A 25,002-nucleotide genomic window follows, 5' to 3' on the forward strand; every position below is an offset into this window, starting at 1 on the left:
CGCCCTCTAAACTTCCGGACCAGACCGTTGAGCAATTCATTGAGGTAGTTGACTCCTACATCGTAAGTACCTCGCGAAGGCCCGCTGGTATAACGCGCAGCGGATTAAGGTCTCGCTCGGCTCTCTCAGCCCGCTTGAATACCGGGGGAGTCTCGGAATCGCAGCATAAAACCACCAGTCCAAGATTTAAGCCGCACCCCCGTTTCGGAAAATTTCATTAATCTCATACCAATAGCCTAATTTTAGTGGCATTGTTGCTCTGTGTGCGGCAATAGTCTGCGGTTGCTTCTGCGACGGCCATGACGAAATGCTGCAGGAACTCCGGTTGTTGAGGCCCATGGGATTGGCTGACTGCCTTCGTTTGATGCTCCCAGTCGCGCTGCGTTGAACTGCTGGCAAGCGTAAGTTGATGCGCAATGGTAGACGAATACAATCTTAGCTTTTGAAAGGAAACATGGATGCCGCTCGCAAAAATATATGTCAAGCAGGGAGTATTCGACGATATCCGAATCGACCATATCTCGTCTGCGATTCAGTGTGCGCTTATCGAGGTGCTTCAGATTCCCACAGACGATTTCTTTCAGCTAATTCATGAGATGCCGGCCCGGCACTTCCGACATTCACCCTCATTTCTTGGTATGAGGTATTCCGATGAGCTGATTATGCTCGAGATTACCTTTTTGGCGGGCCGGTCGGCGGAGCTGCGCAAAGCGTTGCTCAAGGCATTGAACCGGCACATCGTGGAGCGAGTGAAAATTTCTCAGGATGATCTCTTCGTGCTTCTATACGAGACGGCCGGAGAGAATGTATCGTTTGGTAGAGGCGAAGCACAAAGGGCGTTTGCGTCGGCAACAAAATGAAAACGGGCTGGCGAGCGACTTTCATAGGTAGCGGCGAATATCATCGCGCGGACGTTTGCGTCGTCGCCACCCAAACCAGTTGTTTCACTTTGGCCTGCCGCGTTGATCCGTGCCGGACGAAGGGCGCATTCTCATGCGTTGCTAGGCGCAACTTCGCTTCGCGTTACGGTTTCATGTGCAGCTACTTGGCCGTACTCGTCTAACGTTTTGTTCGCAACGAGTCGCAAGCGGTCCTGCCAGTCTGCGGACGCCTTTCCCCCGGATCCTTTTGCTCGCTTTGAAGCAGGTCGTGCGCGCTATCGATGGGCTCCCGAAGTTTTGGCTATAGCTCGCGTTTGGCAATTGGCCATCACATGGGAAAATTCAAATGGGTTTCGGTTGGCGCTTGCAAACCCGGAAATGCGTGTGAAGGGTCTTCAGGGTGTGTCTTCTGGGCTTCCCTCGGCGACTGCGGCGTTGCATTCAAGCTGATGATAGAGGTATTGCAAGGAAAAAGGCTTGAAACACATAACGTCGAATATCCGCCACCTTGGGTGCCGGGCGATCAAGTTAAGGTCTGTGCCGGGGACAAGCCAGAGAACGGCTGCAACGCTTTTCCAGCAGGAAAAGTTCCAGATTCGTTCGTGACTGAGATCTTCAACCCCGACTTCTGTCGGAGTTGTCGCTCCGTTCTGCGCTTCAGGGTGGATCGACGCCGGGCAGTTCATTCAGCCCTTACCGGCAGATGGCATCATGGCAACTCCGAACCAGCGGGGGATCAGTTGCCCATAATGTACGAGGCCGCCGACGCCTATGGTTGATCAAGGTATTGGCGACCGTGAAACAGGTGGGGAGGTTGCAGGGCGTTCCGGTTGGCGGCGGCCAACCGGACATGGGTGGAGTGTCCTTTTCGAGTGCTCGAGCAACTGCCTGAAGGATGTAGTCTGCCTGACTGCGGAGCAAGGTAACTGACCTGTAGAGATGCGCCTGATCAAGAATTCCCGGTGCGTCAGCGTAGTCCTTCATCGTGGGAAGTCCCACCCATGCACTCTCTTCGCAACGGGTCGGTCACTTTATAACCACCGCGTCATTCGTCACTTCAGTTCAGCAAAAGCCGACGGGTGAAACCCTTTCAAACTATCTGTATTGTCGCCTCTGATCTTGGCAACCCATTCAGGGTCCGCCAATAGTGCTCTGCCGACTGCGATAAGATCGAATTCCTCTCGCTCCATTCGATCGATAAGTTGTTCGAGCCCGACACTATTGGCTCCCTCGCCTGCGAAGGCACTGCTGGTGTCGTTCGATAGACCAACGGAACCAACGCTGATGGTGGCGGCTCCTGTCAGCTTCTTCGCCCAGCCGGCAAAGTTCAGCCCACCCGCACCGTCAATTTCCGGGAACTCCGGTTCCCAATATCTTCTTTGTGAGCAATGCAGGACATTTGCACCTGCGTCGACAAGCGGTTGCAGCCAATCCGCCATCTCGCTGGGATTTTGGGCAAGTCGAGCGGTGTAGTCCTGCATCTTCCATTGGCTCAACCGCAGAATGATTGGGAAATGCGGACCAACCGCCGCTCGAACCGCCGCGACTACATCCGCTGCAAACCGAGAACGCTCCCGGATAGTTGCTCCACCAAATCGGTCTGTCCGTGTATTCGTGCCGGCCCAGAGGAATTGATCAATCAAATATCCGTGAGCGCCGTGCACTTCAACCGTATCGAATCCCAACCTTTTTGCATCGGCAGCAGCACTGGCGAAAGCTGCGACCGTATCTGCTATAGCCTCCTCATTCATGACGTCTCCCCGTGGGACGTTGGGAGCAATCAAAGCAGATGGGCTTTCCACGTGCGCATCGGGCTCCCATCCAGTCAGGCCTTCTAGCGCCCCCGCGTGCCAGATCTGGGGTGCCATTCGTCCACCAGCTGCTTGGACCTCATCAATCACCGATTTCCAGCCGGAGAGTGCCGCATCGCCATAAAAGAAGGGGATGTTGGGATCGTTTCGCGAAGCCGGACGATCGACCACGGTCCCTTCAGAGATGATGAGTCCGACGCCGCCCTCTGCGCGTCGACGATAGTAGGCTGCGTTAAGGTCGCCGGGGACACCATTCGATGCCATGTTGCGCGTCATCGGCGCCATTACGATCCGGTTCTTGAGTTCAAGCGATCCAATTTTGAACGGACGGAAGAGTGCTGCGGACAAGGAGGGCATGAGGTGCTCCGTTGCGATGAATGGACAGATGGTATATGGTTTAAACCTAGTGTCAATTAGGCACTTTGAGCCAACTAGGTAGCCAGAAGGGAACCGTAAAATGGATTGCAGTGTTCAGCGTTTTTCGGCCGACTGTCCAAGCCGAGTCTTTTTTGATCAGACGACGGACAAGTGGTCGATAATGGTCTTGGCTGCGTTGGATGCCGGCCCGCATCGCTTCAATGCAATTAAGCGCCGCCTTGAAGGTGTGACCCAGAAGGCATTGACGCAGTGTTTGCGGCGCTTGGAACGCAATGGGCTTGTTAGTCGACGCGTCATCCCTATCTCTCCGCTAGCCGTCGAATATGAGCTAACCACTTTAGGCGTATCCCTCTTACCAACGTTCGTACAACTGTATAGTTGGATCATGGACCACCTGCAAGACATCGAGGCGGCGCGTACCGCTTTTGATGGAAGAAGTGCAGGTGCGTTAAGGTTCGGTGGGGACGGCTAAGCTGTGAGCATATCAAGCAACATCGCTCAAAAGGTCTGGCGACGCGGCGATGTTCACGTCTCGATTTTATTGCACGGGAGCGAGCGCCCATGGCGAGAGCGTAAGTGTTGGCAAGAGGTCAAGGGGCTTGGTAGCGTCTCTTTTGACCTCCGAAATCGAAGCTGAATTTCTTTAGAGCGTGTTAGGCACCTTGGATAATCGGCACAGCATGAACGAGCATAAGCATGGCGAAGACGACGAAATGCAGACCTGCCAAGGTTTCGGGCAGACGTTCATAGTCGCACGCCAATCGCCGAAAGCGGTTGAGCCAACCAAAGCTGCGCTCGACGACCCAGCGACGCGGCAGCAGCACAAAGCCCTTTTTCGCTTCGGGCAGCTTGATGACCTGCAACTCAATGCCTTCGTCACGCGCGGCGGCACGCGCGATCGACACGCCCGGCTTCTGTGAATTTCCGGCATATAGGAGCCATTTCGTTTTCGGCGTAATGGCGCCACCGGATTTCCGGCGTAATGGAGCCACGGCGTTTTCGGCGTAAAGGCGCCAGTCGTTTTTCGGCGTAATGGCGCCATCCGGATAACGAGCAGCGAGTGTTCGAACTTTCATTGATCGGCTAGACTCCCGGCCTTTTGCCGGGAGCGGCCGTGGCCAATCGGAGGTTCGAGATGTACCAATACCGACAGATCCTGGTGCGCATGCGCCGAGGTGACTCTGACCGGGATATCGCGCGGTCGAAGACCATGGGGCGCAAGAAGATTGCGCAGGTGCGGGAGATTTCCACCAAGAATGGATGGTTGGCGCGTGAAGCGGCTTTACCTGACGAACACGTAATGGCCGCTTTCCTGGATCGCAAAGAGGCGCCACTACCATCGAGTTGTGTCTCAACCTTGGAACCGTGGCGCGAGCAGATCACCAGGTGGCGGGCAACCGGCGTTCAATGCACGACGATCCACGCCACGCTCGTTCGCAATCACGGATACAGCGGCAGCTATTCGTCGGTCTATCGTTTCCTTCGGCATATAGACGCTTCGAACACTCCCGACGTGCCGCTGCGCCTGGAGTTCAAGCCGGCCGAAGCCGCGCAAGTTGATTTCGGCGCCGGCCCGATGATGACCGACGCGCTCACCGGCGAGATCCACAAGACCTGGTTCTTCGTCATGACCCTGGCGTGGTCGCGCCACCAATATGTCGAGTTTGTCCGAGACCAGACGGTAGCGACCTGGCTGGGATGTCATCGGCGCGCCTTCGAGGCATTTGGGGGCGTGCCGGCCCGGGTCATCATCGACAACTGCAAATGTGCGATCACCCGGGCGTGTTATTACGAGCCCGAAGTGCAACGGGCGTATGGCGAGTGCGCAGAAGGATACGGTTTCAAGATCGATGCATGCCCACCAAGGGATCCGCAAAAAAAGGGAATCGTGGAATCGGGCGTCAAATTTGTAAAGCGAGGCTTCTTGCCACTGCGGGAGTTCCGTGGTCTGGCTGACGCCAACCGCCAGATACACGCCTGGGTAATGAACGAGGCCGGCAACCGAATTCACGGGACCACCCGCGAGATGCCGCTCAAACGCTTCGCGGAAGTCGAACGAAGCCTGCTAAGCAGCTTGCCAGACGTTCCACCAGAGCTTGCGGTGTGGGCTAAAGGGAAGGTGCATCGCGACGCCCACGTCCAGTTCGAGCAGAGTTTTTACTCTGTCCCGTACCGACTGGTCGGCCAGGAGTTGTGGCTCAAGGCGACCGACACCATGGTGACACTCTATCGCGGGCAGGAATCGGTTGCGGCCCACGTGCGTCTTACCTGTCCGGGCGGCCGCCGCACCGTAGACGATCATCTGCCATCCGCTGCTCAAGCGTGGCAACTGCAGGACACCCAATGGTGTCTGGCAACTGCTGAGCAGATCGGGCCTGCCTGCTACGCCCTGGTTCATGCGCTCTTCGGCGACAAAGTCTTAATCAAGATGCGCTCGGTGCAAGGCGTGTTGCGGCTCAAACAGAAATACGGCGCGATTCGACTCGAAGCTGCTTGCTCGCGCGCCAACCACTACGGCACGCCGCATTACACGGCAGTTAAAACCATCCTGCAAAAAGGATTAGGTCAACTGACGCTGTTAAACGCCTTTGATGCGCTGGCGAGCACCTACACCGAAGGTGGCCGTTTCTGCCGCAATACACAAACCATTCTCCAATAAGGCCGGCCATGCATCCCATTCCTGAACTGACTCCACTGCTTAAACAACTGCGCTTGTCTGGCATCCTCGATTCGCTGGAAGCGCGAAACCGCGAGGCCATTGATCGCAAGCTCGCCTTCACCGAATTCCTTTCGCTGCTCATCCATGATGAAGTAGCCCGGCATCCATCTGTTACGTGAGTTACAGGTTTTCAAAATAGTAACTCATTGTCAATGGATAAGGGAGCTATTAACCTGTAACCATGAACAAGACAACCGAAAATCCGCTTGAACTGCCGGCATCCGGTCAGCGGGGGACCGTCGACCATGAGCGGCGCCACCAAATCATCACGGCGGCAGAAGAACACTTTCGTCTCTACGGTTACCGAAAGACGTCGGTGGCCGACCTCGGCAAGGCGATTGGAGTCTCCAGCACCTACATCTACCGGTTTTTCAGCTCGAAGCAAGCGATTGGCGAGGCAGTCTGCTCGATGGTGCTGACTGAACTCGACGACGAACTTCGCGCTATCGTTGACCGCTCAGGCAGCCCAACCCACCGGTTCCGAAGCTTTGCGCGTACTGCGTTCGAGCGAAGTCTCGAAATTTTTCTCGATGGAACAAGGATGCATGAACTGGTTGTTGTGGCGATGGAGGAGGACTGGTGTCCAGCGAGCGGCCATGAGGGCGCGTTGACCGAAATGATTCGCTTGCTGGTCGAAGCCGGCCGGATAACTGGCGAATTTGAGCGCAAGACGCCGATCGATGAAGTTGTGTCCGGGATCACTGTTGCCCTTAGGCCGTTCGTGTATCCCCCGTCACTTCAATATCGGTCCCGAGAGTGGTTGGAGGCGAGGCTACCGGCAGTTTGCAGTCTCATTCTCCGGAGCCTTGCTCCATAGTTGTCAAGTTACAAGTTGACATATTCATAACTTATAAACAAAATGGCCTCCAATTTGTGGAGGCCATCATGCTTTTGTATGTCTCACGCCGGGTCATTGAGCGTATGGACCCATATCACGCGGTGGTGGATGCGACGGTACAGCGACCGCGACCGGTACTGCAGGCTGTAATGGCCGCCGTGCTCGCTTTTATCCTTCTAACTACGTCCGTTTTTTGGGGGGCAATGGCGTATACGCTGATTGGCGGGACAGCCATCGGGACGGTGCTTGCGTTGCTTTTCCTCCCAGCTATCTACGCCATCTGGTTCAAGGTCAAGGCTCAACCAGAGGATTTGCAGCCGCAGCCAGTGGCACTTACAGAGTAAATGTGATTAGTGCAGCTAGCGCGGCACGTCAGGAGATCTATCTCATGGTTCCACGAACAATGCTCTTGTTCATGACTATTCTTGTCTCGGGTTGTGCGAGCGGCGGAAGAGACGTCCCGCACGCAGCGATACCTGCGAATGAGGTACATCGCGGCGACGACGGCGCCTCGGGTTATAGCAGCGACGGAAGCGTGGAGTCGCAGGCTCAGGAATCCAGAAATCTTGAGGTGTTGCGCTATATCCGTGGCTACTGACAAAAAATCAGTTTCGACCATTCTGGAATGAACATGAAGACTGAGCCATTCAATCCGTCCCGCCTCGCACCGGAAGTGCGTGAGGTACTTGCTGCAATCGCAGCGAGTGGAGCGCCATCCTTAGCAGCGTTGCCATTTCCGCAGATGCGCAAGGCGTACAAGCAGCTCGGTGTGACATTGGGTGGCGATTCATTGCCGGTACGAGAGATCCGCGAATTGCGAGCTGATGGGCCTGCAGGGCCGATTCCACTGCGCCTGTATTTACCCGAAGCTAATGTCGCAGCAGATGCCGTGACAGTTTACGTTCATGGCGGCGGATGGTCCATCGGTGACTTGGACAGCCATGACAAGATCTGTCGGCGACTGGCCCGTGCAGCCGGCTGTGCGGTTGTCGGTATCGATTATCGGCTGGCGCCCGAGCACCCCGCCCCGGCGGGTCCGGAGGACGTGCTTGCAGCAATCCGTTGGTTGTCCCGGCATGCTGTGGAGCTTGACCTCGACCCACGGCGGATGGCTGTCGCCGGCGATAGCGCCGGAGGCAGTCTGTCGGCAATGGCGTGTCAGAAGTTGCGTGGTGAACCGTTCACGTTGCGTGCTCAGGTTCTGTTTTACCCGTCAACGGACCTGTCGCCGCGATCGTGGAATTTCTCGTCACGGCGCGAAAATGGATCAGTACCGCCGCTGACCCTCGACCTTATGCGGGTGTTGTCAGATCCGTTCTGCGTCAACTTCAACACAAAAGACCCGCGACTGTCGCCGCTGCTTGAGCACGACTTGTCAAATTTGCCGCCCGCGCTCATCGTCACCGCAGAATGCGATCTGCTTCGGGATGATGGCCGATTCTATCGCGATGCTCTAGGCGCGGCGGGTGTGCCGGTTGAGTACTTCGAGGTGCCGGGCATGATTCACGGTTTTCTCGAGATGGCCGGTGTGTTACCAGTTGGCGTACAAACAATTGATCGGGCCGGAAAATTTCTGCGCGCCCACCTGGCTTAGTGCAATTCAATGAATGAAAGAAGGGGATTTCGTGAAACTTACGCAGCAAGCTCTTACGTTTGATGACGTTTTACTTGTGCCGCGCTACTCGGAGGTACTTCCACGCGAGGTTGACCTCTCCACAAAGGTGTCGCGGAGAATCCGGCTAAGCTTGCCGTTTCTTTCGGCCGCGATGGATACGGTGACGGAAAGTCGTCTCGCGATCGCCATGGCGCAGTTGGGTGGGATCGGCATCGTTCACAAAAATCTGTCGCCAGAGCAACAGGCCGCAGAAGTTCGAAAGGTGAAGAGGTACGAGGCCGGTCTGGTACGCGATCCTGTTACGGTAGATTCGAAGACATCCGTTGCGGAAGTCAGGGAATTAACGGTCCGCCTTGGCGTCTCAGGCTTTCCGGTGGTAGATGGTGGCCGCCTGCTCGGTATGGTCACGAACCGTGACTTGCGATTTGCGTCGGCAGACCAACTTGTCCTTTCGGTCATGACACCGCGAGAACGTCTCGTTACTGTCAAGGAAGCAGAAGTGGGCGAGAAAGCGAGGATTCTGATGCATGAGCATCGCCTTGAGCGGGTTCTCGTTGTTTCTTCAGAATTTGAACTCCGTGGACTTGTAACTGCAAAGGATCTTTCAAGGAAAGCGGACTTCCCGGGTGCCACAAAGGACTGTGAAGGCAAATTGCGAGTTGGCGCCGCCGTCGGAGTGTCTGAAGCTGACATAGAGCGCGTAGATTTGCTCGTAAAGGCAGGAGTTGACCTTGTGGTTATCGATACTGCTCACGGCCATTCGAAGGGCGTGATGGATCGGCTGCGATGGGTCAAGAGCCAATACACCGATATCGATGTTGTGGCGGGAAACGTGGCGACTGCTGTTGCGGCCAAAGCCTTGGTTGATGCGGGTGCAGACGGTATCAAGGTCGGAATTGGGCCGGGATCAATCTGCACCACGCGGGTTGTGGCAGGCGTCGGTGTTCCACAGGTTACGGCAGTCTCGTGGGCTGCAGACGCCATTCGCGGATCCGGCGTCCCCGTCATTTCGGACGGCGGCGTTCGATATTCGGGTGATGCAAGTAAAGCGCTGGCGGCCGGTGCCGATGCTGTGATGATGGGTGGTCTGCTGGCTGGAACGGAAGAGTCTCCTGGCGAAGTATTCCTGTATGAAGGACGTCAATTCAAGTCATATCGAGGCATGGGTTCCATTGGCGCGATGAAAGAAGGGTCAGCCGATAGATACTTCCAGGACAACTCGGCCAACCTCGACAAGCTTGTTCCGGAAGGTATTGAAGCAAGAGTCGCATACAAGGGGCCCTTGGCGCCAATCATCTTCCAGATGGCGGGAGGGTTACGGGCGAGCATGGGTTACTGCGGGTGTGAAACTGTACAGATCTTTCAGGAAAATGCCGAATTCGTCCAAATCACAGGCGCAGGTTTGCGGGAGTCTCATGTGCACGACGTGCAGATTACCAAAGAGGCTCCAAATTATCAGCTTGGCTAGTTGCAAAGTCTAACCACGGAACGTGGAGGGCGAGACTGGTCTCAGTAAACCTCGGTCATTCGCCGCAGACACATGGAGCAATTTGGTACAGGCAGGGGACAGAGGCTTGCGAGTAAGTGGTGTTCGACATGGCAACCTGAATCGTCGACCATCGGGGCTGATATCTGGTTCTGACATGCACAAATCTCGAAGGGGAATTCTACTTTTCAACTTCCGCTGAGAGTTGCGTCGCGAGTGGGGCCACCACGGCTAATTTTCGGCACCTTTATGGATGGGCCAAAGAGTTGATTGGCAAGTCAGGCGCTTGTGAGCCATACCTTGATTGGCAGTTTTCTGGAGGTCGCCGGCCGACGCACCAACCGCGCGATGTGATGTCGCCTCGGGCCTCACTACTTTACTTTTGAGTAAGTATCGAGTAAGTCAACGGGCTCTACAGTTTGTTTCGCCGCGTCTTTCGGGAACATCTGTGGAAATGATTCATCACCATCAATGCAAACTGCTGCTGACCGTTGCGTACGCACTTATGTGTTCGGGTACGGCGGCTGCCGGAGTTGTCGGTACGCAGCCAGTCGAGCAGGGAAATGGGTTCACGATACTGAGCAACGCGACCAACGTAACACATTGGGGTCTCGGTGTAGGTGTGGGAGTTGCATCGTCGCCCTACAAGGGTTATGGGACATTATTTGCGCCCATCCCGCTGATTTCGTTCGACAACAAGTGGATACATGCCTCCGGCATCACTGCCGACCTCAAAGTAGGAAATTGGGATGGTGTCGACCTCGCTTTCCGCACGAAATTCGCACTCTTTGACGGATACAAGGGGGGCGCTGCACCGATATTGATTGGGATGCAGAATCGCAAAGGTGCATTCTGGTACGGTCCAGCAGTCGAATGGCGTACCGGGTTCGGTACCCTTTCAGGAGATTATCTGTTCGGGGGTAACAAGGGCGAGATGGCTAACATTCGCTACGGGAAGCCGTTCGATATGGGCAGCTGGTCGATCGAACCTCACGCCGACCTCGGATGGTTGAGTGGCAGGTACGTTGACTACTACTACGGCGTGCGTCAATCAGAAGAGCGGGCGGGCCGCCCGGCTTACACGGGCAACGCGACTTTGAATGTCGAACTCGGAACACGTGTTAGCTACCGTCTTACCAGCCACCAGAACGTCACCTTAGACATTGGCGTAACCCGTCTGGGCGGTGAAATCACCAAGAGCCCACTGGTCGGAAAGCGCCTTATCCCACAGGCAAAGATCGGGTACGTGTACCAGTTCAAGTGAGTATGCCGTCATGTCACGTATTGCATTCATCGAAGACCACATACGCCTAGCTGGACTGGTGCGTAGGGCGCTATCAGAAGCAGGAATCGAAGCAGATCACTTCTGCAATGTTTCTGAAGCGAGATATGGGCTGAGTCGAGGTGATTACGCGGTACTGGTCATCGATCGCGGATTGCCGGATGGCGACGGACTGGCTCTTTTGCGTGAGCTACGTGCAGACGGGAATACGACGCCGTGCCTGATGCTGACCGCGCGGGATGCCTTGCACGATCGTATCGAAGGACTCGAGAACGGGGCAGACGACTACGTAACCAAACCGTTTGCGATGAGTGAACTCGTTGCTCGGGTGCGCACGCTGATGCGGCGGACGTCCTCATTTGCAGACCTTGTCCTCGCATTTGCAGATATTAAGGTGAATCCGAAGCAGCGTTCAATGCGATGTTCTACCGAAGCAGTTCAACTGGCCCCTGCCGAGTTGCAGGTCATCCTGTGCCTGATAAAGGCGCGGGGGCAAGTCGTTCGGCATTCAGCGCTCGAACATGCTGGCTGGGGGCTAGGCGAAGCGGTCACGCCCAATGCGCTGGAAGTCACAATGCATCGACTTCGCAAGAAGCTGGCTGCAATCGGCTCGGCGACAAGGGTGATGAACGTTCGGGGCGCAGGCTTCTTACTGGAATCGATGAATGGTCGTGAACTGTAAGCGTCATTTCGAGGCCGCATCGACAGAGTATTCGAGTGAGTCCAAAGTGATGTCCATCACTTCGAGTAGTGGGGACCACTTTGATGACAGAGATCGACAGTGCTGGAAGCCGCAAGGGACGGCCTAATTACGCGCCTGAATTCCGGCGTGAAGTTGCGATGGCCGCGTGCGAGCCGGGCATCTCGGTGGCGCGACGGTCCGCACGGTCAACGTGCTTCAACGGGGCGTACTTGAATGAAGCAAGTGATTCTAGTGGTCGACGCTGACGCAACGTGCCGCGATGAACTACGCGGGTGCCTGCAGTCGAACGGCTTCGACGTGGCCGTTTTATATGATCCGGATAAGGTCGTACGTCGTGTCGAAGTCGAGCGGCCAGCATTGATCACAATGACAAACAGCACCAGTTACGGTCGAGGGCTGGTCGCATTGCGGACTATACGGGCGCGTGGGGATGATGTGCCCATCATCATGCTTGGCGAGCGTGATGATGTTGTCGACAGAATAGTTGCGCTCGATTGTGGTGCAGACGATTTTATCTCGAAGCCATTCGATGCTTATGAGTTGTTATTGCGAGTTCGCAGTGTACTGAGACGGGCAGTATCAGTGCCACTGGACGATCCGGCACTCAAACCGCCATTCAGTTTCAATGGATTCAAGCTTGATTTCGCGAGTCGGACGCTGACCTTCCTAGGCGAGCCGGTACCACTACCACAAAACGAGTATGCGATCCTTAACATGTTCAGCGCGGCACCGCATCAGGTGTTGTCGAAACAGGTGATCGCGCAATATATTCGTCCCGGAAAACCTTTCGGCGCGGAATCGGTCGGTGTATGGGTGCACCGGCTGCGAAAGCGTATCGAGTTCTACAACAATGCTGAACGACTCATCCATACCATACATTCAAGGGGCTACGTCTTTCGCCCGGAAACCGGTGATCGCAGAAGAGAATTGCAGCGAGACGAGATTGGGTGCTAGATGAGACAAATTCCGCCTGCTGCCACTCAGCAACTCTGATGCGTGACTGACAATTGGTCGACGTTTGCCATGTTCAATCAATGGATTCGAAGCTTGTCTGCACGGCTAGTGTTGGCCAGCGTCGGTGCGCTATTTTTGTCGGTGGCGCTCCTGGCGGCAGTGCTCCTTTTTTTGTTCAAACACTATCCAGAGCTGATGCTCCAACGGGCCGGGCTGATGGAGAATGCAGAAGAAGTTTTACAGGGTCTGAATTTTGATGCTGCCGGTCAACCGGTCTCGACAAGTCTTTCGGAGCAAACGTCCTGGCTTTTCCAGTCGATGCCCACGGAGCTTGGCTATAGGGTGCTTGACGAGCAGGGCAAGGTTCTACTTGCGTCCGCCGGGATGAGAAGCGAGAGTGAATGGTTGACGGAGACTCCCGCGAAATCTTTGAACGGGATTGAAAGAACCGAGATCGATGGCAAGAGCTTCGCCATTACAACGCTTAAAGTGTCACGTGGAGGTGCGCTCTTTTATGTTCAGACAGCGACCAGCGTACGATTTACCAAAGTTTTGACAGACGAGAAAGTCAGACCGGCTCAGGCAATTGTTAAGGCCATCGTATTCTTGCTTTTTGCAACGCTCATGTTTGCATTGGCGCTGACCCTCACGGTCAATCGGGTTTTAAGGCCGCTCAGGGATGCATCATGCGCCGCCGCGCAGATTGGACCACCGAATCTCGGAACGCGGCTATTGTCCGAAGGCGTACCGAGCGAGATCAGGCCATTGATCGATGCCTTCAATGCGGCACTCGACAGGCTTCAGAACGGCTTTCTTGCGCAGCGACAGTTTCTCGGGTCGGCAGCTCATGAACTGCAAACTCCTCTCACACTGATTCGTGGTCAGATCGAACTCCAGCCCGAGATAGAGGACAAAGAGTTGCTGTTTCGAGAGATCGACCTGATGGCGCGACAGGTCCGACAGCTATTGCATCTGGCGGAGGTCAGCGAGCCACAAAACTTCAGCTTCGTGAGAATCAGCAGCGTGGACGTTGCAAGGGACGTCCTCGCGTACCTTTTGCCCAAGGCTCATTCGAAGCAGGTAACGCTTCGGCTCGATGCGCCTGGAACACCCACCACAATATGGGCGGACAGGAGTGCACTGTTCATTCTATTAAAGAACATACTCGAGAATGCAATTAATGTGTCAACATCGGGCGCAGCTGTGACACTGATAATTGACGATGTGTCTATCCAGATACTCGACGAAGGGCCCGGCATCGAGGCGGAACATCTTCCATTCCTTTTCAAGCGGTTCTGGCGCGCCCCCGATACGATCCACGATGGGGCGGGTCTGGGATTGGCCATATGCATGGAAATCGCAGTCGCGCATAATTGGGGCTTGACTGCTAACAGCTCGGCAGATGGCACGCGATTTATGGTTTCACTATAGGTGCTTTGATCGCACGTGAGGACGTGGCCTTCCCGTGAAATAACCTTAGAATTCAAAGAGCGCCCTCACCAATGAATATTCCATGTACGACTTCAAAAATGACAAGAAGACGCTGCGCAATCCAGTAAAGAAGTAATGCGGCCCAAGTGGCAACCGCACGATGTATTGGCAGATCCCGCTGCGGAGGTATCGCCTGGCCTCACTGCCTGGTTTGGTATCTTCCGAGCAATGACCTCCGCGCTCTTCTTGGCAATGCTAGGCAGTGAATCCAATCACAAGGCGGCTGAAGCGCTCCGGATATTGAAACAGGAAAGCGTGTCCAGCGTCCGCGAAGATGGCTGTGACACCTTCGGGGATCTGGTCAGACATTGCGATCGTCTGCTTCACGTGCTCCATGACATCATGCGTACCGTTGGCTACTAGGAGCGGTACTCCAGCCTTCGGCAGGTTTGCCCAAGCCGAACCCTCGCCGCTGTTCCAGCGGTTAATGGCCTTGCCTTGATTCAGCCACGAATCTTTCTTCGTCTCCCTTGTTACCCCGTCTGCACGGTGATAACTGCGGCCAAGTACCGCAAGGCCAGCCTCGCGACCTGCGTCGGTATCAGGAAAGAAGAGGAACAGGACGTCGTCGATGGAGGGCGCTTCCTTGCTACGGATCTCAACTGAACGCAGGTCCTCAGGGGGGCGGATACGAGGCTCCCCGGGGCCGCTGCCAGCCACCGTCACTGTGGCGAAGTATTCAGGGTACTCGATCGCCAGAATTTGGGCGATGAAGCCGCCCATGGACCAACCTAGAGCATGAACCTTTTTTAGCCCTTTCGCTTTCAAGAAGTCCACCGCGCCTTCAGCCATTGCCTCGATAGTGTCAGGAGCGGTGCCGTCCGTGTAGCCAACGCCCACGTTATCGAACGTAATGATGCGGCGCTCCTTGGCAAGCAGGTCAAGGAGCAGGGGATCCCAATCGTCGAGCGTACCCTTGTAGCGGTTTAGCAGAACCAGCGGGATGTCGCTTTGCGCCCCATATTCGCGATATCCATAACGTGCGAGCTTTCCCTGAACATAGGAAGTTTCGACCGTCTCGGCCAGATAGTTTGCCATCTCTTTTGATTCCTCTATCAGAGTTAATGATTGGACAACGGACTTGACAAATCGAGCTCAAGCCACGATCTGAGTTCAGCGTTCACGAGTTCGGGCGCGTCTTGATGCACCCAGTGACCTGCTCCAGGGACCAGCGTGAGTCGCACAGACCCTGTGAACCAGCGCCATATATCGGACAAGTGTCGGATGGAAAAGTAAGGATCTTCCTTGCCGAAGACGATCAGCGCCGGGAACTTGCTGACGAACGTGTCGCGGTCGGATTCATCGAGCGGCAAGTACGGCGGTGCGAGGTAGTTGACCTTGTAGTAGCTGAGCATCCCGATCAGCGGCGATGCTTGGAGATAGCTCTTCACGTACTGGCGCCAGGATAGGTCTCGAATATTGCGCACCACATAATCGAGATCAATCGGGTCTCCGGGGGCGTAGGCTTGATACTGGAGCGTGTACTTTGACAGTTCTTGCTGCTCCTGGTCTGCCGTGATAAGTTCATTGAACGGTCGTATCACTGGTGAGTTGAGCAGCGCAAGCCGCTTTACTCGCTCTGGAAACCCGAGCGCGAAGGCTTGCAGTACTACACCCCCCCAGTCGTGTCCAATCAGCGTGACCTTCTCAATACCGAGCGTGTCGAGTACGGCCAGGATGTCGCCTGCTACTTCCCGTAGCGCATAACGGGAAGGATCCGAGGGAGCGGAGCTTGGCGGGTATCCGCGCAAAGTCGGTACGATGACGAGGTGGCTTTTTGAGAATTCCGCGATTTGATTAGCCCAGGTTTCCCCGGTGTCCGGAAACCCATGCTGGAATAGTAACGGCTCGCCAGCACCGAATGTTGTGAAGCTGATATCCACGTCGTTGTGGCGGGCCACGCCGGTGATCTTCTTTTCAGCATCGATGCGACGGAGCAGGGGCGGAATATCTTCGAAAGATGTCATGATCGTGTATATGCCTTTTCTATGAGAAGAGCATGCCACCATCCATGATGATGGTCTGGCCGGTCATGTAGTCCGACTTGCTTGAGGCGAAGAAGGAGACTAGGTCAGCGACGTCCGTTGGCTCCTGCGCCCGGCCTAAGGGAATCGTCGAGACCAGCGCATCGAAAACGTCGCGAGCGCCGTCCCACAGGGGGGTGTTAACGATGCCCGGCGCGTATGAATTGGCTGTGATGCCGTACTTGGCAAGCGCCTGTGCAGCGGCCTGAGTCAGTCCACGCACCGCCCACTTGCTCGCTGAGTAAGCGGGAAGATCAGGCGAGGCACGATAGGCAGCCTGAGACGCAGCTGCGATTAACTTTCCGCCGTGTCCTTCGGCGATGAACTGGCGAGCGGAGGCTTGCCAAGTGAGAAATACACCCTTGGTGTTAACGGCGAATGAGGAGTCCCACGATTCGGGTTCGAGCGTAAGAAAGTCCTCCATACGAGCGATTCCGGCATTCGCGACGGTGACGTCGAGACGGCCCAGTTCGCGCGCTGCAATGTCGACGGCCGTGCGGATCTCGTCAGCCTTAGTAACGTCACCCAACACCGCGACTCCACGCCTGCCTCGCTTCTCGATCTCCTTGATTACATCCGCGACATGCGACTCCGCCCGCTCGACGTCATTGAGCGCAACATCGAATCCGTCGTCGGCGAGCCGTAACGCGATTGCACGGCCTATTCCCTGTCCACCACCTGTGACCAGCGCGACCCGGGTGATTAAATTGTCGGTCATGTGTCTCCTCCAGAAGTGATGCCTCGGATTTGCGAGGCGAGTTAGATGATTTATGGTTAGCATATACATGTGGGTTTGAAAACGCAACCCACATAACACTAGCCTCCAGCCCGAGCATGAAAGGCGGTTGCGGGGGCGCAGCAGAATAGTCTGATTTTCAAAGGGGAATCAGGCCCGTGCCTATACGGAGAACCAACCGTATCGGCACGTGGAATTCAACACCCGCGTTCTGCGCATCCGGCTCAAAGGCAAACACGCACCGTTGCTGCGTGAGCGCGCGCGAGGTCAACTTCGTGTGGAACTACTGTGCCGGGCTGTCGCTGAAAGAGTCTGGCAGCGAGCGGCGCTTCCTGTCGGGCTACGACTTTCATCCGTTCGCCAAAGGCGCAGGCAGGGCGGGACTGCAGTTGCACTCCCAGACGGATTTCGTGCCACCAGCGATGGTCAGATCACCAGGCTCGCGAGGCAATACCGCAAGCTCGAGACAACGCTTGCCTTGGTGCAGCGCGCTGCGAAGAAGTCCCGCGTCCGTGCGCTCCATGCAAAGATCAAAAATTCACGGAAAGACCGGCTTCACAAGCTTTCCAAGGTGCTTGTCGAAGAGTACGGCGCCATCTTCATCGGCAACGTGAACGCTTCGGCGCTTGCGAAGACACGGATGGCGAAGTCCGCGCTCGACGCGGGCTGGAGTCTGTTCTGAACCATGCTGCAGTAAAAGAGCGATGACGTCGGCGTGTGGTTCGATGAGGTTGATGAAGCATACTCAACCCAGACCTGTAGCTGGTGTAAAAAGCGCACCGGCCGGAAGGGCCAGGAGGGATTTGGGATAAGAGAATGGGCCCGCGTCGAATGTGGTGCGTATCATCAACGCGGCAGAGAACATTCTCGCGGCGGGAGGTCGCCGTCTTGCAGAAGGAATGCCCGTCTTTTCAGCGCCAGGCGCAGCAGCCGAAGGCTGAGGGCTGAGGGCGAGGAGAACGGCTTTGGTGAGGGGGCGTATGATGAGAGAACTTGTTTCGAAGCGCGAGGCATAGCCAAGATATGAAACGCCGCTTCGTCTTGCGGGGCGGGTGTCGCTACCACATTCGGCAAATAGCCTCAGCGTAGCGTATCGCAAGACCTGCTGGATTCAACGGGATCGCTTGCTGTTCTCGTCGGTGAGTACTTCTGAACGGTGAACATCGCGATCGCGATGAACGTTGTGCGCGTTGATAATCTCGCCGCACTCTTCACAGCGCAGAACCGTCTCTAGTTTCGCGCCGCACGAGTGGTAGAAGTTCACGATGTTCTCTGAGTCGGTTCGAGCAAAACGATCTCCCCACTCGCGGATTGCCTCTAGGACCACGAACAACTGTTCCCCAGCTTCCGAGAGCTGGTATTCATAGCGCACAGGTTTCTCGGTGTAGGTGATCTTGCGGATCACACCAGCGGTCTCAAGCGATTTAAGCCGGCTGGCAAGTATGTCCCGAGGGGCTCCCGTATTGAACACTATGTCGTCGAAGCGGCGCTCGCCGACGCTGATTTCCCGGATAGCGAGCAGGGTCCACTTCTCCCCAATGATCTTAAGGGCAGCGTCGATTGAGCAGATGCGAGGGTCAGGTATTCGTGGAGTACGCATGTTCACATTATACTAACTTGAGTTGGTAATCACAACCCACTGGGTTCTGCACTCAGATCGTACGCCTTTATCCCCGAAAACTGATGCGCCATCAATTGCTATTGCTCTGGCTTCAAGTGCGCTGGCATCTCAGGACTATACGGTGCGAGTCTCGAAGTGTTCATACACCTTGCTCTCGACAATCATCTGACTCGACCCACGCGGTGCTTACCCAATTGACCCCCTGGTTACGCGCCGACACAAGACGAAATACCCACCGGGCGCCGCCAGCTTTTCGAGCTTAGATTCGCTGAGGTGTTGAACTGCTCGGCATGGCGCTGGCGGATACGGCTCGCAGCCGAAGTGTTTGCTCATCGAGTAGTTCGTGATCTGTGCCAGTCCGTGTCATTGCTGTGGCGCGAGCGGTTGCGGATGATCGTGGCGCGTGCCGAGTTTGTGGTTGACAGCCAGATATCTCCGTGCAACACTCGTTGCTAGTGGATTGGAAAAACAAATCCACATATATAAGTGGAGGAGAGAACATGAATGTGTCAGAAATGGCTGAGATGCCATCGTTTCTGGATAGGCAAGGCATTGCCCGACCTATAGCGTGGGGTTTCGTGGCTGTTGCCCTATTCATGGTTGGGGATGGCATCGAGTCAGGATTTCTGGCCGCTTACCTTTCAAATCTTGGGGTGGGCGTCGGCGCGGTATCCATTCTCTTCGCTGCTTACGGCGGCGTGTCCGCCTTAGCCTCGTGGCTCAGTGGCGTGCTCTCTGAGGCGTGGGGGCCAAAACAGGTCATGATGATTGGTTTCGGTGTCTGGGTCGCGCTCGAGATCGTATTTCTCTTGGGCATTGAGGCGCGCAATTTCCCACTCGCGTTCGTCGCCTATGCGATCCGGGGAGTCGCATATCCGCTGTTCGTTTATGGCTTCTTTGCGTGGATCACCTTTATCACGCCGAGCAGTTCTATGTCACGTGCCGCCGGCTGGTTCTGGTTCTCATATCTTTTCGGCTTCGGCGTCATCGGCGGCTATTTCGGCGGGTGGATGATTCCAATCACGGGAGAGCTGGGCACGCAATGGCTGTCGATTGCGTTTACCGGCGCAGGCGGCCTGTTGGTCTTGTTCCTCGTGCGTGCGTTGCGTCCAACCGAGAGGGCAACGATCTCATCGACTTTGCGAAGCGTAGTTGCTGGCGCAACGGTGCTGAAAACCAGCCCCAAGGTTGGAATCGGCGGAGCCATCCGTCTCATCAACGCGTTCTCAATATATGTCTTCATCGCGCTGCTTGGCACCTATATGACCAAGACGATCGGGCTCACGATCATGCAGTGGCAGACTATTTGGGGAACAGCGTTTTTAGCCAACGTGCTGAGTAACGTCCTGGTTGGCTATATCGGCGGTGCGTGTGGAGAACTGCGGGTCGTAAAGTGGCTCGGTTGTTTCGGCTGCGCGATGACCAGTCTCGCTATGTTCTACGTTCCACAGGTTGTTGGCCCGAACTTCTGGCTCATTCTCAGCATTGGGATAGTCTGGGGTGTCTGCGTTTCCGGATTCATTCCGGTTAGCGCCATTGTCCCTAGGCTTGCTCCCGGGCAGGTGGCGGCGGCGGTGTCCGTATTGAGTTTCGCGGCCGGACTTAGTCAAATGCCGGCAAGCCTCATCGCTGCCCTCGCTGCACCGTTCGGAATCGCGACTGCCATCTGGGTTCTTGCAGCTACTTACGTGCTCGCATTCGTGTTGACTTTTGCGTTGCGAGAGGAACGAACGCCCCCGCAACGCTTTGCGGGAGAGATGGTTGAATTCACTGTGGATAGCGAGAGGCTGGGGGAAAGCACAGTCGGGCCGAAGTGACGAAACGGTCTATTCGAGAATCACGGCGCGCGCCCAATAGGTCACGCCGGAACCTCGGAGGTTGGCGGAAGAAGGCCGGTCTTGAGGTCCGGGTCAATAGTTGTCGAGCCCCACCATAGGTTATGGGAACTACAACAGGCAGCGAGCGCCGGCTGCCCGGCAGCCGGCTTCGACGAACCGATCGATTGGAATCTTCAATGTCGAAAGAACGTAAAGTCATCATTACCTGCGCGGTTACTGGCTCGATTCATACGCCGACCATGTCGCCGTATCTTCCTATCACCGCTGAGCAGATCGCCACGAACGCCATCGACGCGGCAAACGCCGGTGCGGCCATCGTGCACCTGCACGCACGGAACCCGAGGAACGGCCATCCGGACCAATCGCCTGAGCTGTTCGAGCCTTTTCTCAAGGAAATTCGCAGTAGCTCGAACGTAGTGATGAACCTTACCACCGGTGGCTCGCCGGCGATGTCGATCGAAGACCGCGCCGCGCCGGCTTTCCGCTTCAAGCCAGAGGTTGCCTCGCTCAACATGGGTACGATGAACTTTGGGCTTTACCCAATGCTGGGACGCTACAAGGAGTTCAAGTACGACTGGGAGTACGAGTATCTTGTAGGCTCCAGGCATCGCATCTTTCGTAACACCTTCCAGGACATCGAGTACATCCTTCGCGGTTGCGCCGAGCACGGCACGCGCTTCGAAATCGAGTGTTACGACATCGGCCACCTATACACGCTCTCGCACTTCGCCGAGCGCGGCGTGATAAAGCCGCCTTTTTTCATCCAGTCGGTGTTCGGAATTCTCGGTGGCATCGGCGGTGATCCAGAAGACGTTCTACACATGCGCCGCACCGCCGATCGCTTGTTCGGTCGCGACACCTACATCTGGTCGGTCCTCGGCGTCGGCCGAAACCAGATTCCGGTTGCCACCCAGTCCGTCACCTTGGGCGGCAACGTCCGAGTCGGCCTCGAGGACTCGTTGTGGCTCAAGAAAGGCCAACTGGCGAGGTCATGCGCCGAGCAAGTTACGCTGGTGCGTAGTCTGATCGAGACTATGGGACTGGAGATTGCAACTCCTGACGATGCGCGCTCGATACTCGGTCTCAAGGGCGCCTCCAACGTCAATTTCTGAGTATTCACAAAAAGTTGAGGAGAAACAGGAATGACACAGCAGGAAATTATCGAACACACCAAGCAGGGCCGCGTCTCTATTCTGTCCATGAATCACCGCCCGTACAATCTCCTCGGGCCGACTCTCCTTGAAGAGCTGATCAAGTCTCTGAAGAAGGCCAAGGATGCCGGCTCGACCGCCGTGGTACTCAAGAGCAGCCTGCGCCACTTCTCCGCAGGGGCAGAGATCGAGATGTTCGAGGACGTGGTCAACAAGGGCATGGACTTGCCTTGCGATTTCGTACAGTTCCTGCAAGACGTCGAAACCTTCCCACTGCCGATTGTCGCCAGCATCCACGGTGTGTGCGTCGGCGGCGGCTTCGAACTGGCGCTGGCCTGCGACTACATCATCGCTGCGGCATCCTCCAAAATCGGCTCTGTCGAAGCGACCCTTGGTCTGCACCCGCTCATGGGCGCCATCCAGCGCACGGCGCAGCGCGCCGGTGTGTTGCGCGCCAAGGAGATGGCGCTCCTGGCCCGCCGCTATGACCCGGCGACCCTCGAGCGCTGGGGCCTAATTAACCTGGTCGTCGCCGATGCCGAACTCGACCAGACTGCGCTGACCATCGCCGAAGAGCTGGCCCATGGCCCAACGGTCGCACACATCGCGACCAAGAAGCTTGCGCTGGTTGCAGTGAACGAAGGCGTTCACGCCGCAGACCGCGCAATGAAAGAAATCCAGAAGGACATTTGGACCTCCCAGGATCTCAAGACGGGCTTGGCCTCCTACCGGACGACCGGCGTAGGCGCGGCGAAATTCGAGGGGCGCTAGCATGAATGGCCCACTGAGCGGAATTCGCGTAGTCGACTTCTCCCGCGTGCTTGCGGGTCCGTTGTGCGCTCGTACCTTGCTTGACCTCGGCGCTGAAGTCGTCAAGATTGAACCACCAAACCCGGATCTGTCGCGCTCGGCTTTTCCCTTCAACGAGGGGATGTCGGGCTACTACGCCCAACAGAATGCCGGCAAGCGCAACGTCAGCATCAACCTCAACGTTCCGGGCGCCCGGGAGATGGTGTTGAAGCTCTGCGATCAGGCCGACGTGATCGTTGAAAACTTCCGCGCCGGTACCCTGAAGTTCTTCGGCTTGGACTATGAGACTCTCAGCGAGCGCAACCCAAGGCTGGTATACGTCTCCATCACAGGTTACGGCCAAGGCGGGCCCTGGCGCGGTCGCATGGCATATGCACCGACGGTGCAGGCGGAGGGCGGCTTTACCGCAAATTCGCTTCGCCACTTCGGCGAGGCGCTGGTCGAGCCACGCACCGATAGTCTCTCACATGCCGACGTGTACACTGGGATGCAGGCTGTGATCGCGGTTCTGGCAGCCTTGAACCGCCGCTCGGCCACGGGCGAGGGCCAGTACGTCGACGTGTCGATGGCGGCGACGCTGCTGGCCATTAACGAGCGGGCCCACGTTGAGCTCAACGGCTTCGATCTTGGCGATGAGCCGGCCATTCTCGGCGCGACCGATGCACCGTTCTTCATTGGCCCCGAAGGCGAGCAATTTGTACTGTCGATGAGCCTGGTTGGCTCCATCACTTTTCCGCTGTACCTGCAGGCCATGCGGCGTTATGACGTTGCCGACGACCCCCGCTTCAAGACGGCCTCGCTGCGCAAGAAACACTTGAAGGAACTGCACGCGATCGTCCAAAAGTGGATGCTCACCTTCCGTACTCTGGCCGACTTGGACGCTCAACTCGACGAGGCGAAGATCGCGATGGGACGCCTGCGTGGCCTCAATGCGCTCGCTGACTCCGAATGGTCGGAATATTGGGGCGCTACCCAGGAAGTCTCGGACCGTAGAGGGGGCAAGTACCGCCTTCCCGGTCGGCCGTGGCGCTTCTCCAAGGATCCATTGGTGCCGATCGGGGACCCGGCATTTCGCGGCGAGCATAACCGCGCTGTCTTCATCGACCTGGGCTTGAGTCCGTCCGAGATCGAGGCCGCAGTGACATCTGGGGCTCTGATTTTTGATCCAATACTTCAGAAGAACCTGGCTATCCCTGCGCTGGAGGCTAAGGAAGCTGCGGCCAGCACAGTAAGCAGCGCCGGAACTTAGCTCTGCTTTCACGCCTGAACCCGGGACGGGGAGTGGGGATCGGCTCCTGAAGAAAAGGTGTTCCGCGCCTCCGGGGGGCAGCAGGACAGCTTCTAGGTGAAGCCTCAGAGCACACCACCACCGGCGAGAAGTTCAATATCTTGCCTCATGGCCGCCCGTCGCCCGCTGGTGTTGGGGTGAGGGTCATCACGCTACAACGAACGGGCGCAGGTGTAGGTCAAATGACTCGGGAAATCAGGTTGTCGCATCGGGAGGAGAGCCCGTTATGGAACTACGTCAAATCCGTCACTTCATTGCGGTCGCGGAGACCGGCAGTTTCACCAAAGCTTCGGAACGCGTTTCGATTTCCCAGCCGGCGCTCTCCGCAAGCATCGCAAAGCTGGAAGCGGAGTTTGACGTCAAACTGCTCGATCGCGGACGTGCCCGTGTGGTTCCGACTGCGGCTGGCGTCCGTCTGATCGAGAAGGCTAACGCCATCCTGCTGGTATGCAACTCTGTGAAGTCGGAGGTGCGCAGTGTGGCCAAGTCTCAGGCTATGCGTATCGGTGTGCTGCGGACGCTGTCCGCACGCGCGATCTCGAACCTGATCACCTCATTTCGGCGCGATAACCCGGGCCTCGCAGTCGCGCTGTTCGATGGCACATCTGCGGAGCTTTTGAAACAGCTCACGGAGCGCCGCCTTGATGCGATCATTACGATTGTCGAGGAGGACACAGCGGAAGAGTTTGAGTCGCGGATTTTGTTCAAAGAAAGCTTCATGCTCGCAGTGCCATCCGATCACCGATTCGCCAAGGAGCAGAGTGTCAAGCTCAACGAGTTGCAAGGGGAGCCTTTTATTTCGCGAACAGGCTGCGAGATGTTCAAGGAGACAATCAAGGTGTTCGTCGACCGAGGCGTGAAGTTGCGCGTGACCTTCAAGACTGACCAGGAGGATCGCGCACTGTGTCTCGTCAATGCCGGCGTAGGGCTGGCAATCGTGCCGGAACTGTTCACCATGCCCGGTACTGTGCTGGTGCGGATCTCGGATTTCGACATACACCGCTCGGTGTGTTTACAATGGCTGCCGGACAACGATGATGAGCAATTGCGAGAATTCGTCAAAGTTGTGTCCGGCCATGCCTGGCGAGCACCGACAGTGCAGTAGGCTAGCCACAGGGGGCAGGTACGAAGCTGAACCAATCCTTGAACGACGGCTTGTTCGTCATCCACACAATTTCATTTGCCCTGCATTGCCTTGAAGAGCTCTGTCGCTAAAGATCTGATAGCGGGACGGCCATTTTCCTGTCGAGGTACGATTTCCATCCGTTCATCAAGGCGCAGGAAAAGCTGGACTTGGATGATGCTCCCAGCCGATCTAGGCCATCGGCGAGGAGTGCGCGGCACTACGGCTCAGTGCATTCTCGCGGCCGAGCGTC

Annotated in this window: 22 protein-coding genes and 4 pseudogenes; 20 read left to right on the plus strand and 6 right to left on the minus strand. The window is 56.4% G+C overall.

Features of this window, described 5'->3' with window-relative positions:
- Nucleotides 1–23: 23 nt before the first annotated feature.
- Nucleotides 24–169: pseudogene (locus ACFSNN_RS39430) on the plus strand (IS3 family transposase); the annotation flags it as partial.
- Nucleotides 170–458: 289 nt separating this feature from the next.
- Nucleotides 459–860 carry a tautomerase family protein gene (locus ACFSNN_RS39435; RefSeq protein WP_134465205.1) on the plus strand — a complete coding sequence of 134 codons (402 nt, stop codon included), beginning with the start codon at nt 459–461 and terminating at the stop codon, nt 858–860.
- Nucleotides 861–1,933: 1,073 nt separating this feature from the next.
- Here ACFSNN_RS39435 and ACFSNN_RS39440 read toward each other — a convergent pair.
- The gene (locus ACFSNN_RS39440) at nt 1,934–3,049 is read right to left on the minus strand and encodes an NADH:flavin oxidoreductase (protein ID WP_134465203.1); all 1,116 of its coding nucleotides are present in this window, start codon (nt 3,047–3,049) and stop codon (nt 1,934–1,936) included.
- 100 nt (nt 3,050–3,149) lie between these two features.
- On the opposite strand from ACFSNN_RS39440, the gene ACFSNN_RS39445 reads away from it, so the two are divergent.
- On the plus strand, nt 3,150–3,542 hold the full coding sequence (locus ACFSNN_RS39445) for a winged helix-turn-helix transcriptional regulator (protein ID WP_134465202.1): 393 nt from the start codon (nt 3,150–3,152) through the stop codon (nt 3,540–3,542).
- Between the two features lie 181 nt (nt 3,543–3,723).
- Here ACFSNN_RS39445 and ACFSNN_RS39450 read toward each other — a convergent pair.
- Nucleotides 3,724–3,957 (minus strand): annotated as a pseudogene (locus ACFSNN_RS39450) (transposase); the annotation flags it as partial.
- Between the two features lie 248 nt (nt 3,958–4,205).
- Between ACFSNN_RS39450 and istA the strand changes: the two are divergent.
- From istA to ACFSNN_RS39500, 10 genes and pseudogenes are all read left to right on the plus strand, one after another.
- Entirely contained in the window at nt 4,206–5,729 is a 1,524-nt protein-coding gene (gene istA, locus ACFSNN_RS39455; RefSeq protein WP_134465201.1) for an IS21 family transposase, read from the plus strand.
- Nucleotides 5,730–5,737: 8 nt separating this feature from the next.
- A pseudogene (locus ACFSNN_RS39460) lies at nt 5,738–5,890 on the plus strand (ATP-binding protein); the annotation flags it as partial.
- Between the two features lie 80 nt (nt 5,891–5,970).
- Nucleotides 5,971–6,606, plus strand: a complete 636-nt coding sequence (locus tag ACFSNN_RS39465) for a TetR/AcrR family transcriptional regulator (RefSeq protein WP_134465200.1) — start codon at nt 5,971–5,973, stop codon at nt 6,604–6,606.
- A gap of 104 nt (nt 6,607–6,710) precedes the next feature.
- Nucleotides 6,711–6,971, plus strand: a pseudogene (locus ACFSNN_RS39470) (hypothetical protein); the annotation flags it as partial.
- 281 nt (nt 6,972–7,252) lie between these two features.
- Nucleotides 7,253–8,221 carry an alpha/beta hydrolase fold domain-containing protein gene (locus ACFSNN_RS39475; protein WP_244323004.1) on the plus strand — a complete coding sequence of 323 codons (969 nt, stop codon included), beginning with the start codon at nt 7,253–7,255 and terminating at the stop codon, nt 8,219–8,221.
- Nucleotides 8,222–8,252: 31 nt separating this feature from the next.
- Complete coding sequence (gene guaB / locus ACFSNN_RS39480) at nt 8,253–9,710, plus strand: IMP dehydrogenase (RefSeq protein ID WP_134465638.1); 1,458 nt, start codon at nt 8,253–8,255, stop codon at nt 9,708–9,710.
- A gap of 472 nt (nt 9,711–10,182) precedes the next feature.
- Nucleotides 10,183–10,992, plus strand: coding sequence for a MipA/OmpV family protein (locus tag ACFSNN_RS39485; RefSeq protein WP_134465637.1), 810 nt, complete (start codon nt 10,183–10,185; stop codon nt 10,990–10,992).
- 10 nt (nt 10,993–11,002) lie between these two features.
- Nucleotides 11,003–11,692 (plus strand): response regulator transcription factor, encoded by a 690-nt coding sequence (locus ACFSNN_RS39490; protein ID WP_134465199.1) that lies wholly within the window; start codon nt 11,003–11,005, stop codon nt 11,690–11,692.
- 234 nt (nt 11,693–11,926) lie between these two features.
- Entirely contained in the window at nt 11,927–12,667 is a 741-nt protein-coding gene (locus ACFSNN_RS39495) for a response regulator transcription factor (protein ID WP_134465198.1), read from the plus strand.
- A gap of 69 nt (nt 12,668–12,736) precedes the next feature.
- Nucleotides 12,737–14,098 (plus strand): sensor histidine kinase, encoded by a 1,362-nt coding sequence (locus ACFSNN_RS39500; RefSeq protein WP_134465197.1) that lies wholly within the window; start codon nt 12,737–12,739, stop codon nt 14,096–14,098.
- A gap of 255 nt (nt 14,099–14,353) precedes the next feature.
- On the opposite strand, the gene ACFSNN_RS39505 is transcribed toward ACFSNN_RS39500, so the two are convergent.
- Genes ACFSNN_RS39505 through ACFSNN_RS39515 form a run of 3 tightly spaced genes read right to left on the minus strand, consistent with a single transcriptional unit; the run spans nt 14,354 to nt 16,900 of the window.
- Nucleotides 14,354–15,196, minus strand: a complete 843-nt coding sequence (locus tag ACFSNN_RS39505) for an alpha/beta fold hydrolase (RefSeq protein WP_134465196.1) — start codon at nt 15,194–15,196, stop codon at nt 14,354–14,356.
- A 23-nt stretch (nt 15,197–15,219) separates the two neighbouring features.
- Nucleotides 15,220–16,125: an alpha/beta fold hydrolase gene (locus tag ACFSNN_RS39510; protein ID WP_377689000.1), complete on the minus strand. Its 906-nt coding sequence runs from the start codon at nt 16,123–16,125 to the stop codon at nt 15,220–15,222.
- 19 nt (nt 16,126–16,144) lie between these two features.
- Nucleotides 16,145–16,900, minus strand: coding sequence for an SDR family oxidoreductase (locus ACFSNN_RS39515; protein WP_134465193.1), 756 nt, complete (start codon nt 16,898–16,900; stop codon nt 16,145–16,147).
- A gap of 208 nt (nt 16,901–17,108) precedes the next feature.
- Here ACFSNN_RS39515 and ACFSNN_RS39520 point away from each other — a divergent pair, with 208 nt between their 5' ends.
- Both ACFSNN_RS39520 and ACFSNN_RS41420 read left to right on the plus strand, forming a co-directional pair.
- Nucleotides 17,109–17,600 (plus strand): transposase, encoded by a 492-nt coding sequence (locus ACFSNN_RS39520; RefSeq protein ID WP_208949597.1) that lies wholly within the window; start codon nt 17,109–17,111, stop codon nt 17,598–17,600.
- Between the two features lie 33 nt (nt 17,601–17,633).
- Complete coding sequence (locus ACFSNN_RS41420; protein WP_446686724.1) at nt 17,634–17,945, plus strand: zinc ribbon domain-containing protein; 312 nt, start codon at nt 17,634–17,636, stop codon at nt 17,943–17,945.
- Nucleotides 17,946–18,029: 84 nt separating this feature from the next.
- Here the strand turns inward: ACFSNN_RS41420 and ACFSNN_RS39525 are convergent, their stop codons facing one another.
- Nucleotides 18,030–18,518, minus strand: coding sequence for a winged helix-turn-helix transcriptional regulator (locus tag ACFSNN_RS39525; protein WP_134465192.1), 489 nt, complete (start codon nt 18,516–18,518; stop codon nt 18,030–18,032).
- Between the two features lie 521 nt (nt 18,519–19,039).
- Between ACFSNN_RS39525 and ACFSNN_RS39530 the strand changes: the two genes are divergently transcribed.
- From ACFSNN_RS39530 to ACFSNN_RS39550, 5 genes are all read left to right on the plus strand, one after another.
- Nucleotides 19,040–20,356: an RbtT/DalT/CsbX family MFS transporter gene (locus ACFSNN_RS39530; protein WP_134465191.1), complete on the plus strand. Its 1,317-nt coding sequence runs from the start codon at nt 19,040–19,042 to the stop codon at nt 20,354–20,356.
- A gap of 197 nt (nt 20,357–20,553) precedes the next feature.
- The gene (gene kce / locus ACFSNN_RS39535) at nt 20,554–21,489 is read left to right on the plus strand and encodes a 3,5-dioxohexanoate:acetyl-CoA acetone transferase (protein WP_134465190.1); all 936 of its coding nucleotides are present in this window, start codon (nt 20,554–20,556) and stop codon (nt 21,487–21,489) included.
- Between the two features lie 30 nt (nt 21,490–21,519).
- On the plus strand, nt 21,520–22,299 hold the full coding sequence (locus tag ACFSNN_RS39540) for an enoyl-CoA hydratase/isomerase family protein (protein WP_134465189.1): 780 nt from the start codon (nt 21,520–21,522) through the stop codon (nt 22,297–22,299).
- A 1-nt stretch (nt 22,300) separates the two neighbouring features.
- A complete protein-coding gene (locus ACFSNN_RS39545; RefSeq protein WP_134465188.1) occupies nt 22,301–23,587 on the plus strand; it encodes a CaiB/BaiF CoA transferase family protein in 1,287 nt (428 codons plus the stop codon).
- A gap of 265 nt (nt 23,588–23,852) precedes the next feature.
- Nucleotides 23,853–24,731, plus strand: coding sequence for a LysR family transcriptional regulator (locus ACFSNN_RS39550; RefSeq protein WP_134465187.1), 879 nt, complete (start codon nt 23,853–23,855; stop codon nt 24,729–24,731).
- Nucleotides 24,732–25,002: the final 271 nt, after the last annotated feature.

The organism is Paraburkholderia dipogonis, from assembly GCF_042680985.1.
GTDB classification, from domain to species: domain Bacteria; phylum Pseudomonadota; class Gammaproteobacteria; order Burkholderiales; family Burkholderiaceae; genus Paraburkholderia; species Paraburkholderia phytofirmans.